Source organism: Mycobacterium sp. DL99, from assembly GCF_004762045.1.
In the GTDB taxonomy this organism is placed as follows: Bacteria; Actinomycetota; Actinomycetes; order Mycobacteriales; family Mycobacteriaceae; genus Mycobacterium.
In genome coordinates this window covers 5147986-5159167 of record NZ_SJOM01000007.1, presented here as the reverse complement: position 1 = coordinate 5159167, position 11182 = coordinate 5147986, and the positions used below count along the sequence as shown (strand labels likewise).

At 66.5% G+C, this 11182-nt stretch carries 12 protein-coding genes and 1 tRNA gene; 5 read left to right on the top strand and 8 right to left on the bottom strand.

Going from position 1 to position 11182, the window contains the following annotated elements:
- Positions 1-14: 14 nt before the first annotated feature.
- The 3 genes from EYZ64_RS25180 to EYZ64_RS25170 form a co-directional block, all read right to left on the bottom strand.
- The gene (locus EYZ64_RS25180) at positions 15-722 is read right to left on the bottom strand and encodes an ABC transporter ATP-binding protein (protein WP_502702989.1); all 708 of its coding nucleotides are present in this window, start codon (positions 720-722) and stop codon (positions 15-17) included.
- A 166-nt stretch (positions 723-888) separates the two neighbouring features.
- Complete coding sequence (locus EYZ64_RS25175) at positions 889-1302, bottom strand: nitroreductase family deazaflavin-dependent oxidoreductase (RefSeq protein WP_135457754.1); 414 nt, start codon at positions 1300-1302, stop codon at positions 889-891.
- A gap of 113 nt (positions 1303-1415) precedes the next feature.
- Positions 1416-2114: a hemerythrin domain-containing protein gene (locus EYZ64_RS25170; protein WP_135457752.1), complete on the bottom strand. Its 699-nt coding sequence runs from the start codon at positions 2112-2114 to the stop codon at positions 1416-1418.
- Between the two features lie 117 nt (positions 2115-2231).
- Between EYZ64_RS25170 and EYZ64_RS25165 the strand changes: the two genes are divergently transcribed.
- A tRNA-Leu gene (locus EYZ64_RS25165) sits at positions 2232-2305 on the top strand.
- 38 nt (positions 2306-2343) lie between these two features.
- Here EYZ64_RS25165 and EYZ64_RS25160 read toward each other — a convergent pair.
- Positions 2344-3315: a zinc-dependent alcohol dehydrogenase family protein gene (locus tag EYZ64_RS25160; protein ID WP_135457750.1), complete on the bottom strand. Its 972-nt coding sequence runs from the start codon at positions 3313-3315 to the stop codon at positions 2344-2346.
- 237 nt (positions 3316-3552) lie between these two features.
- On the opposite strand from EYZ64_RS25160, the gene EYZ64_RS25155 reads away from it, so the two are divergent.
- A complete protein-coding gene (locus EYZ64_RS25155) occupies positions 3553-4671 on the top strand; it encodes a hypothetical protein (RefSeq protein ID WP_135457748.1) in 1119 nt (372 codons plus the stop codon).
- Positions 4672-4781: 110 nt separating this feature from the next.
- Here EYZ64_RS25155 and EYZ64_RS25150 read toward each other — a convergent pair whose 3' ends face one another.
- Positions 4782-5648, bottom strand: coding sequence for a CDP-diacylglycerol diphosphatase (locus tag EYZ64_RS25150; RefSeq protein WP_135457747.1), 867 nt, complete (start codon positions 5646-5648; stop codon positions 4782-4784).
- A gap of 150 nt (positions 5649-5798) precedes the next feature.
- Here EYZ64_RS25150 and EYZ64_RS25145 point away from each other — a divergent pair, with 150 nt between their 5' ends.
- Positions 5799-6431 carry a cutinase family protein gene (locus EYZ64_RS25145; RefSeq protein WP_135457744.1) on the top strand — a complete coding sequence of 211 codons (633 nt, stop codon included), beginning with the start codon at positions 5799-5801 and terminating at the stop codon, positions 6429-6431.
- A gap of 16 nt (positions 6432-6447) precedes the next feature.
- Here the strand turns inward: EYZ64_RS25145 and EYZ64_RS25140 are convergent, their stop codons facing one another.
- Positions 6448-7038: a hypothetical protein gene (locus EYZ64_RS25140; RefSeq protein ID WP_135457742.1), complete on the bottom strand. Its 591-nt coding sequence runs from the start codon at positions 7036-7038 to the stop codon at positions 6448-6450.
- Between the two features lie 167 nt (positions 7039-7205).
- Between EYZ64_RS25140 and EYZ64_RS25135 the strand changes: the two genes are divergently transcribed.
- Both EYZ64_RS25135 and EYZ64_RS25130 read left to right on the top strand, forming a co-directional pair.
- On the top strand, positions 7206-7664 hold the full coding sequence (locus tag EYZ64_RS25135) for a lipoprotein LpqH (RefSeq protein ID WP_135457740.1): 459 nt from the start codon (positions 7206-7208) through the stop codon (positions 7662-7664).
- Positions 7665-7750: 86 nt separating this feature from the next.
- Entirely contained in the window at positions 7751-9175 is a 1425-nt protein-coding gene (locus EYZ64_RS25130) for a serine/threonine-protein kinase (RefSeq protein WP_135457738.1), read from the top strand.
- Here the strand turns inward: EYZ64_RS25130 and EYZ64_RS25125 are convergent.
- The gene (locus tag EYZ64_RS25125) at positions 9163-10020 is read right to left on the bottom strand and encodes a serine hydrolase (RefSeq protein ID WP_135457736.1); all 858 of its coding nucleotides are present in this window, start codon (positions 10018-10020) and stop codon (positions 9163-9165) included. The two genes, EYZ64_RS25130 and EYZ64_RS25125, sit on opposite strands and share 13 nt — an antisense overlap.
- Complete coding sequence (locus tag EYZ64_RS25120; RefSeq protein ID WP_135457734.1) at positions 10017-11150, bottom strand: AfsR/SARP family transcriptional regulator; 1134 nt, start codon at positions 11148-11150, stop codon at positions 10017-10019. The genes EYZ64_RS25125 and EYZ64_RS25120 overlap by 4 nt, the downstream gene beginning before the upstream one ends.
- Positions 11151-11182: the final 32 nt, after the last annotated feature.

Below are 11182 nucleotides of genomic sequence, written 5' to 3'. Positions count from 1 at the left end.
GCGTGCGCGGTGCGTCACCCCGGAACCACTGACATCTCGTCGGAGCCGAGCCGGCCGTCCTGCAGGGTGATCACCCGATCAGTGGCCGCCGCCGCGTCGGCGTTGTGGGTCACCATCACCACCAACCGACCGCGGCCCTCCTCGTGGGAGACCTCGCCCAGCAGGGTCAAGATCGCTGCGCCGGTGGTCGAATCGAGATTGCCGGTGGGTTCGTCGGCGAGGATCAGCGGCGGGTCCATCATCATGGCCCGGGCCACCGCGACACGTTGCATCTGGCCGCCGGACAGTTCGGACGGCCGGTGCTCGGTCCGATTGCCGAGGCCGACGCGGTCCAGCAGTTCCACGGCCTGCGGTTTGACCTTGCCCAGCCGGACCCCGTCGAGCAGCTTCGGGACGGCCACGTTCTCCCAGGCCGACAGGGTCGGCAGCAGGTTGAAGAACTGGAAGACGAAGCCCACCCGGTGGTGACGGAACGCCGACTGCTGCTCGTCGCCCAGCCGGCCGATCTCCTCGCCGTCGAAGGTGATCGAGCCGGAATCGGGGGAATCCAGCGCGCCCAGCAGATGCAACAACGTGCTCTTACCTGCGCCTGACGGGCCGATGATCGACACGAATTGCCCGCCGACCAGGCGCAAGCTGATCTCATCGAGAGCGCGCACTGTCTGACCGCCGACCTTGTACTCGCGCACCACATCGCGCAGTTCGATGGCCAGTTCGGGCATCGCAGCCTCCCGGGCGTCGGGATATGCGCAGCCTACGCCGGGTGGTGTCCCTCATCTGGCCTTATCTGGCCACTCATCTGCGCGAGCGTGCGCATCTGCTGCCGGACACACCGCATTCGATGGCCACGACGTCGCTTTCGACACCAGGGTCGCGCTGTCACGATTTTCACGACCCAGGCGTCAAAACCGGCGTCACCGTGGCGACGAACCGCGCTTTCTGGTCCGTGGCCGGGATGATGCGGGGATTGGTGAGCTGGTACTGGCGGCCGCGGTGGGTCATCCGGGCCGAACGGGCGGACCGGACATTGCGCACCCAATCGGAGTGCTCGCCGTAATTCAGCACGACCGAGACCGACTTGCTGTCGACGAAGGCCATCACCGGGGTCCGGTACGGCTTGCCGGACTTCCGGCCGGTGTGCTCGATGATCGCCATGTACGGCACCCGGGCTGCCCACAGTCGCTGCAGCGGGTTGGTGACGTACTTGTTGATGTGAGCGATCACCCGCATCGCCCGTGGTCCAAGTGCTGCCGCGATCCGTTCGGCAACTACGGCAATCGAATTGGCGATACTGCTTGGCATATGCGGCCCCCGTCGCTGTCCCACCCCTGGGACACATTCAACCAAGCGCACCCCCGAGGGCGCGAATGCGTCACCTCCGCGCGGACGTTGCCCCGGCTGATCCTCTGAGCCGGTCAGCCGAACACCCGGCGCTCGAATCGCCGGTGCCGCACCGCCATCAGCTTGATCAGAGCCAGTAGCACCGGGCTGACTTCGTCGGTCAGCGCGGCCCGCTCGTCACCGGTCATCACCGCCAGCGTGCGCGGCCCGTCGAAGGACAACCGCCCGCCCCGTTGTGCGGCCTTCTCGACCATGGCCCAGTTGGCGACGGAGACGTGCCGCCGGATCACCGGAAACAGCTCACGCTCCTCGTCGGCGACGTGGTCGCGCAGCATGGTGTGCAGCTCTCGGAGTGCGGCCTTCAGCGGGATCGCGGCAATGTTGTGGCCGCCCGACAGCCCAAACGACTTGGCCAAGGCACGTATCCCGTCCAGGCGAGGATCCAGCGCCGTGTGGTCTTCGGTCAGTTCGGTCAGGTCCACATCGGTCCCGGCGGAGGCGTTGATCACCGGCCACAACACCTGGTCCTCGAGCCTGTGATGGTGATGGATGGAGTCGCACAGCAGATCGACATATCGCGCCACTGCCTTTGCCCGGTTGGGCGCGCACAGGATGCGGCCCTCGGCGATTTCCTCGGTCAACTCTGCGACGCGGCCGACATCGGTGATCATTGCGCGGTGGGCCAGGGTGATGCCCAGAAGATCAGGAGCGGGGTCGCCGTCGTGGCGTGGCGTGACCCGAATGGAAGTCGTCGGCTGCGTGGGGCTGTTCATACGCCTACCGTGCCGGGTGGCACTTGCGGCGGACTTGGCTTTGGCTTGTGATGTGGGGGCAGTCCCGCTCAGGGGTGGCCGGTGGCGACCCCGCGGCCAGGTACGGTGCTACCGATCGCCCCCATAGCCCAATTGGCAGAGGCAGCGGACTTAAAATCCGCACAGTGTCGGTTCGAGTCCGACTGGGGGCACCGTAAAAGTGCTGGTAGCAACGTTATCGACGCGCCAGCTAACCGTCACCCGCCACATTCAGCAGGATCTTGCCGCCACGGAGGAGATGCTGCACCGCGTCCTGGATGCGGTCCAGGGGATACACGGCCGCCACGGGGACAACGAGGGTGCCGTCGGCCACCAGCGGTGCCGCCTCGCGAATGACAGGCACCACCTTGTCGCGGTAGTCGAAGTCGCCGACAAAGAACCCGCGGACGGTGAGGTGCTTGCCGACCAGTGTCGAGGTGTCGACCCACATGGGTTCGTCCCTGGCCCACGAATAGCTGACCAACAATCCACCGTCGGAAAGCAATTCGAGTAGCCGCGCCACTCCTGGTCCGCCGACGGCTTCGACTGCCAGCGCCACCCGGGCGTCTCCGATCACTGCTCGAACATCGCCGACCGCATCGGGGTCATCGACGTGGACCACGTCGGCCCCGGCTGCGGTGAGCTCGGCGAACGTTGTGTCGTCACGGACGAGGTTGATCGTCTTCAATCCACGAAGCTTGGCCAGCGCGATCAATGACCGTCCCACACCGGAGTTCGCGGCGTTCTGAACCACCCAGTCACCGGGCTGCAGGGGGGTGCATTCACTGAGCATCAACCCTGCTGTCGGGGGATTGCTGCCCAGCATCGAGTACTGCTCGATGCTGCCGCCGGCGGGGAGTGCGAACAGGCCGTCGGCGGGTACGACGAGCCGCTCACGCCACGCACCGGCATACAGGGGCAGCACGACGAGGTCGCCGACTTTAACTCCACCGACCTCGGCGCCGGTGGCAAGCACGCGGGCGACCCCCTCAGCGCCCGGTATGTGGGGCAGGGGTGGCCGCGCCAGCATGCCGGTGACAACCAGTAGGTCGTGTTTGTTCAACGGCGAGACCTCAACGCTCAACAGAACCTCATGCGGACCCGGTGGCGGCGGCTCCTCGATGTCGACGACGCGGAGCACCTGCGCGGGGTCGCCGAACTGCTCCATCCGGATGGCACGCATGTCGGGTCCTCTCCATCGGAGGTCAGGCAGTTGTGTGAGCCTGCCTAATGGATACGCTCTCGGCGGCCCCGCCGGAAGCAATCGGCTTGAACAAGGCAGCAGGTCTGTCGATTTCCCTCTTTGGCGCGTCAACGCGTCATGGCCCGCCCAGCGGACTAGTGTTCGGGGCTGTCTCAGTCAATTCTCAGGTTCTCAGGATCGGGGTTGCGCATGGATGTTTCGGTACGCCCGTGGCTCATGACAGGAGTGGCGCTCGTCGGCGCAAGTGCGGTGGCGATGGCACCGATCTCGCCGTCGTGGCCGGCGAAGGACCTTCCCGTCGCGCCCACGGCAATCTCGTCTTCGTCGGAGGTGGCGCTCAACGCCATCGAGATTCCCTACATCCTGACGCTGCCGATCGTCCGGCAGCAGATCCGCAACTGGGCCGAAAACTGGGCGGTCTACCTGCGCGGGCTCGGTCAGGCCGGCATCGGTCTGGCTCAGTCGGTGCTGGCCATCCCCGGCGTCACGGTGGAAATCGTCCAGCAGATCTTCGCCCTCGATTTCGTCGGCGCCTTCGACACTTTCGCGCAGGCGGTCCGTGACTCGGTGGTCGCAGTGGGCCAACCGCTGCTGGATTCGGCGATCTGGCGCAACCAGAAGTACCTGGTGGTCGAGGCGGCGCTGTCGGCGGCGTGGCCCCAGGCGGTCATCGACGTGGCCAACGGATTTCTGGCTGCGGGCAGCGGTGTCGCGACTGCGTTCATTCAGGGCACGCAAGACCTCGTCGCTGCCGTCCTGACCTTCGACCTGAGCAATATCGTCGACGCTACTGTCGATGGGACGAGGAATTTCCTCATCTCCCTCGGCGACGGCGCCAGGTCGATCGTCACTGGCATCGAGTCCGCCCAGCTGGGGATCGCTACCGCGCTGGCAACCGCACCGCCACCCGCACCCACGTTCGACACTGCTGACCTGCGTACCCCCGCGGTGGACACAACGCTCGGGCTCTCTGCACCGTTCCGGGCCGTCACGCTCGACACTCCGGCGTTGACCGAGAAGCAGCCCGACGTGGTGGACACCTTGACGCAGTCCGAGCCGGAGGACACCCCGAAAAAGCTTGCGGAGGCTGAAGATTCCGCGGTGACGGATGGTCCTGTCGCTGACTCGGCACCGAAGAGACCGGTCCGCGTGGTCAAGGGTGCGGTGAAGCGGGTCGACTACAGCGTCAACCGCCTGAACGACCGGGTAACCGCCGGGGTGAAGAAGGCGGTCGACGACGCGAAGGCGGCCGGTATCAAGAAGGCCGTCCACGACAAGAAGGACGATGGCAAGAAGGACGACGCGAAGCCGGCGTCAGGCGGCAACGCCGAATAGCGTCGCGACGGCTTGACGGCCGGTGCGTCCCGCCGCCGTCGGTCGCCGAATACCACCGCACAACACCAACGGCCACCCGTACTCGGGTGGCCGTTGGGTTTGAGACGGAGTCAGCCTTTGTCGAGCAGCCGCTCGATGTTGTTGACGCCGAACGGGGTAATGCCGGACTTCTCGTCGCTGGCGAGCACGATGAATCCCGGGCCCTGATGGTTCTTGGTGATCAGCAGAGTCTCGTTGCTCATCCCCATACCGGGGATCTGCTTCTGCAGGGGCGCGACGATGTCGGTGTTGAGCGCGGCGAAGAAGTTGCGGTCGATGTTGTCGGTGTTCCACGCCCGGTAGCCGCGGGGGCCCTTCTCTGGCTGGTCCACCTCGTTGTGGCCGCGCACACCGATCACGGAATCCTTCCAGCCCTTCTCGTCCTTGGTGACCTTGTGGTTCTTGACGGCCTGGTCGATGTCGGCGCGGGCCGTGGGGTCGAGCAGGGTCACGTGGATGTGGAGCTGGTTCTGTCCGCGGTTGTCGGCGGAGTTGATGCCCAGCGCCCAGTCCGGGGCCTGGCCCTGGTTGCCTGGCGGCAGAATGCTGGCCTGCTCGAAGGCGTCCTTGAAGTAGTGGGGAGCGTTGGCGTCCAACAGGTTGTCGCATTCGATACCGGTCTCGCGTGCCGTCGGGATCACCAGCAGATCGGTCAGGTGCGCGGGGTGCTGTCCTTGGCGGACGGCAAAGCCGCGGGACTTGTCCCCGCCCGGGAACACGACGTCGATGGCGCCGTCCTTGTGCTGTGGCGTGGCGTACTTGACGTCCTTCCAGAGCGCGACGTTGTCGTCCTTCTTTCCGCACGGACCGAACTCGACGGACTGTGCGCCGGCGGTCGGCGCGACGCCGAGTCCGATTGCCGGCACTGCCGCCGCTGCGGCGATGAGAGCGAAGCGGCGGACGAAGCCGACGCGGTTGGTGGTGGCGTTGGTGGTCATGTGGTGTCCCCCTCGGTGGGTGTTGATGTGTTGAAATCACCATCCCGGCTGGAGGGCTGCCGCGTCTGTCCGCTGGTCAGGCCATGAATCGCCCGAATCGTGGGTCCACCGATCGGGGGAACGGCCGGTGCGGTCCTACGATCGATCGGTATGACCAGCAAGCCTGCTTTGATCCTGGCCTTGGCCGCATTCGCCGCAGTTGTCCCGACGGTCACGCCTGCGCCGGCCACTGCTGCGCCGTGCCCCGATGTCGAGGTGGTGTTCGCCCGCGGCACCAATGAACCGCCTGGCCTGGGCAGTGTCGGCCGTCCGTTCGTCGATGATCTGCGGGCCCGGGTGGCACCGCGCACCGTCGACGGAACCGCGGTGGATTACCCGGCCAACAACGACTTCCACAACAGCACCCCGGCCGGCACCGACGCTGCGCGGTCCCTGATCGAGTCCATCGCGGCCAGTTGCCCGAACACGAAGATGGTGCTGGGCGGCTATTCGCAGGGCGCGGCTGTCATCGAACAGGCCACCAGCGCGGCGTCTCCCCAGACCGCCGATCACGTGGCGGCGACCGCACTGTTCGGTACGCCCCGCACGGGTTTCTCCGGCCTCCTGGCCGCCGGGATGCCACTTCCGACGCTGGCGCCCCAGTACGCCGCGAACTCGATCGACCAGTGCAATGAGGCCGACCCGATCTGCTGGGAAGGCGGCTGGGACATGGGTGCCCACGTGTCCTATGTGCAGTCCGGAAAGGTCGCTCAGGCAGCCGATTTCGCGGCGAGCAAGCTCTAACGGGGACGCGCGAAAGTCAGTTGAGCCTGCGAACGTTCTCAGCGCTCACGGTGGAGCCGTCCCACCTCAAGTCGGCGGCCATCTTGATGGTGGGACAGCACTCGCCATCACCGGGGCCGTTGGCCAGCCAGTTCACGTGCGCGACACCATCACTGATCGACAGGTCGGTCACGACCTCGCGGCTGCGGGTGATGTCGCCCAGGTTCACTCCACCCAACAGCGTCGGCCCGGCCGCGTAGAGCTGCACGGTCTCTGGCCAGGGCACCCCACCGGCGCTGCAGTCGGTCACCATCGCGGCATCGGTGTTGGAGCCGCCCGTGAGGTTGCCGAACGCGACCTTGTAGCTCCGGTCCGGCTCATCGTTTCTCTGGGCGATCCTCACCGAACCGGGGTGCGAATCCTGCGGCGGGAGTTGACCGTTCACCAGGTTGCCTGGTTCGTGCTCGCACAGCGCGGGCACCGGTGCGGACATCAGCTCCTGCAGCGTGACCGTGCCCACGCCCGGCGTAGGTGACGGATCGGCATCACCTATCGCCGGCTCGAACGAGCCGACCACCACCACGCCGACCACGCAGATCACTCTGATCATCGCGTTGCCGATCTTCATGTGCGCCTCACTCGTCGTCGAAAACCACCGACCCACACCGCCACCAGTGTCGCTGACCGGTCAAGTGTCCTGCCGGGCACGAAGGCTGCGTAGCGTAGTCAGCTACCTAATTTCGCCTGTCCGGAGTTCCGGTCGCTCCGGCACTACCACCGGTTCATACTGCACAGATGCGTGCCCGGGTCGGTATCGCGGCGCCGACGGCTGCGATCGTCCTCTTGGCGGGATGCACGTCGGGGGTCGGCCTGTCCGAGGTGAAGATCGTGATCGACGGTGATGTCCACACCCTGGCCGCGCAGGTCACCTGCACCAGGTTCCCCGACGGCAACCTGCTGATCTATGCCTCGCCGTCGGCGACGAATCACCGACGCAGCGTCCGGGTGATGCTGGCGACGACACACCGCCTGGTCGTCACCGCAGCGGGTTTCCATATCCCCGAAGGCAGCGGATTCACCAAGGACTCGCAGGAAATGACGGCCATCAAGGTCGACGACGTCTACACGATCAGCGGACGGATGCCTGCCGAGGAAGGGCGCGGGTGGCGCCAGGTCAAGATCGAGATAGCCTGCCCCGGGTACCAACAGCCGAAAGGCGGACCCGACACCGTGCCGGCGATCGGGAGCCCCTGACCGGGCCGCAAGGTCGGCAATCATCTGCATCGCGTGGCCGTGCAGGCGATACTGCGTCTATAGCGAACGATCAGGGGAGATTGGAAGTGGACTCGCGCGTCGGTACGACGTTCGGCAAGTACTCGATCACGCGCCTGCTGGGTAGAGGCGGGATGGGGGAGGTGTACGAGGCCTTCGACGCGGACAAGAACCGGACCGTGGCCTTGAAGATCCTCGCCGATCAGTACTCCAACGACGCCATATTTCGTACCCGGTTCCAGCGGGAATCGCACGCGGCGGCGGTCTTGCAGGAACCGCACGTCATCCCTATCCACGACTGGGGCGAGATCGACGGCAGCCTCTACATCGACATGCGCTTGGTGCAGGGTGCGACGCTATCGGACCTGATATCCGACAGTCCGCTGGCACCGGCGCGCGCGGTGGCCATCATCACCCAGATCGCGGCGGCCCTGGACGCGGCCCATGCCGCCGGATTGATCCACCGCGACATCAAGCCGCAGAACATCATCGTCACCCCGGCTGATTTCGCCTACCTCGTCGACTTCGGCATCGCCGAGAGTCAGGGCGACAGCCGGTTGACCACCGAGGGATCCCGCATCGGCACCATGAATTACATGGCGCCCGAACGATTCACGGGCCAGACGGTGACACCGGCCGTCGACTCCTACTCGCTGGCCTGCGTGCTGTACGAGGCGTTGACCGGTCACCCCCCGTTCGTCGGTGACAACCTGGAGAATCTGCTCGCAGCGCATGTTTCCGCACCACCTCCGCGGCCCAGCGTCACGAACCCCGCGGTGCCCTCCACGCTTGACGATGTGGTGGCACGGGGCATGGCCAAGGACCCCGACGACCGGTACGGGTCCGCTGGCGCATTAGGCCGTGCGGCCCAACGTGCGCTGCAGGCCGGCTCGGCGCCGACGACCTTGCCGCACCAGGCGCCGACGCTTGCCGCCCCCACGGTGAATCCACAGCCGGACCAACCGGCGGAGCCCGCACATTCTGAACCGCGTGGCCGGAACTGGGTGCTGCCGACCGTCATCGCAGTGGCGGCCGCGCTGATCCTCGGCGGCCTCGGCGTCGTGATCGGCATGCTTGCCACCAATGCCGGCCAGTCTGCGGGCACACCACCCTCCGCGGCCGGCGGGGATCCGGGGCAGGTCGGAGGTCCACTGCCGCCGCTGGTCACCGGTCCCGATCAGAGCAGCCTGCACCAGTCGTGCGACGACGGTTTCGCAGCGACCACGGCCAGCGGGTTCGGCAGCCGCGCCGGACGCGGAACACCCGAAACTTCATGCCTTTTCACCAACAGCGTGCTGACGTCGTATTGGGCCGAATATGGCAACGCGAGCCCGCTGCCGCGCGCGGTCTCAGCCCCCGGCGCTGTGGACTGCGGCAGGGTGCCCGGTGCACTGTGCGACGGCTCCAATTTCCTGATGCACTGCCAGCAGTCTCCGGGCGACAGCTGGATCACCTGCACGGGCGGCAAGAACGCCCGCGTCTATCTCTGGTGAGCCGGGCAGTGTCCCGTCGGCAGGGCGCTCAGACGTTCACGCAGCCAAGTGGCCATCCGCGTAAGCGCGGCGGTACCGTCCTCGAACTTCCCCGAATCCGGCAGCGCCGCCAACGCCACGGCCACCATTCCCGTCGGGGTGGTCAGCACACCGATCTGGCGGACCAGATAACCACCCGTCGGTGACGGTCCCCAGCCGCCTTTGAGCCGGCTGTCCGCAATCGTCCCGATGCCCCATCGCTGATCGGGTTCGACCCGTCCCATGAGGTCGAATACCGGGCCGTTCTCGTTGTCGCACACGGCAACCGAGGTGAATTTCACCTGATCCGTGAGCGGCCAGTCGGTCTGCCCCGAGGCGCTGAACTCCGGGCGCACCGGTTGAGATTGGACGATCGTCGGATCACCGGCCTGCCGCAGCACGTTTTCGACCTTCGTTGCGGCATCGGCCGGCGAGCCCAGGCTCTCCCAGATCGATTCCGCTGCGGCATTGTCAGATTCGGTGATAGCGGCGGTCATCGCCTCGGTGACCCGCGGAGGCTCCTCCTCGCGCAACGCGGCGATGATCAACGGCACCTTGATCGTCGACCAGGCGGGGCCGCTTTGCCACTCGCCCAAGGTCATCGGCTCCTGTCCGGGTCCGACCCCGCTGAGCGCGATGCCCGCCACGGCATGTAACTGGGGCTCCAGCCGGGAGAACTCCGCGGCCAGTGACGTGGCAGCAGAAGAACGCTCCGGTGCGGCCCCGCGGGAACCGAGTTGAGTCCCGATGAATACCCCCGCGGCGAGCGCGATCGTCGCGAAGATCGCGATCGCGGCCCACAGCCGTCCGCTGCGAATCGATGTCACGGTGCAGCGCTTTGAAGTTCGAAGGTGAACTCGCGGCTGCAGATGCGGATGTGGTCGCCGTCGCCGACGGTGGCGCTCGGGCGGATGCGTTCCTGCCGCACCTGCACACCGTTCGCCGACTGCAAATCGGTGATGACGAAACTGCTTCCGGTGTCGATGATCACGGCATGGTGGCGGCTGATCTCGGCGTCATCGAGCACGATGTCGTTGTCGGGTAACCGGCCGATCCGGGTGACGTTCGGCTTCAACGGGTATCGGCGTCCGTCGGCATCACGCAGCGCGGCGGCCGTCGAACCTCGGCTGGTCGCGGTGCGTCCGGCGCTCACGGTGCGCGCCGCGGTGGCCATGGCGACCTGCCGGATATCGAGGCGCTCCTGACGCAGGATCCGCGCATGCAGCGCACTGAGGGTGGGGCCGGGGTCGATGCCGAGGTCTTCGGCCAGTACCGATTTGACGCGCCGGTAGGCCTGGAGCGCATCGGACTGCCGCTCCGCGAGGTAGTAGGCGGTGATCAGTTGAGCCCACACGGGTTCGCGGTACGGGTGCTTGGTGGCGAGGTCTTCCAGGTCGGCGATGATGGTCGCGGCGCGCCCGCAGGCGATCTCGGCCTCAGCACGGCTGGTGTGTACCAGCACGTGGTCCTCGGTCAAGGCCGCGGCGAAGGTATCGGCGAATCGGAATCCGCGCAGATCCTCGAGGACGTCTCCGCGCCATTGGGCCAGCGCTGCGGCCAGGTGCGTGCCAGCTGCGTCGAACCGCCCGGCTGCGGCAGCGTTGATCCCGGCACTCTTCTCGGCGATGAACCGGTCCAGATCGCAACTGCCGGCAGCCACGTTGAGCCGATAACCGGGAGCCGCTTTGACCAGCGCTGCGGGTGTCTCCGGCTCACCACTGCCGAGCATGCGACGCAAGTTGGAGACGTGCGTGTGGATGGTGGCTCGGGCCGCTGGCACCGGCTCGCCGTCCCAGACAGCGTCGATCAGCGATTCAGTGCTGATCGCCCGGTTACGGTTGATCAGCAGGAATGCCAACACCGCACGCTGTTTGGGCGTGCCCAGAGCGACAGGCGCGTCGTTCACGGTGACCTGTAGCGGACCCAGCAGACCGAACCCGAGACGAGTACTGCTCATCACAAGCCCTTCCCGGTGTTCGGCGCGGTCCG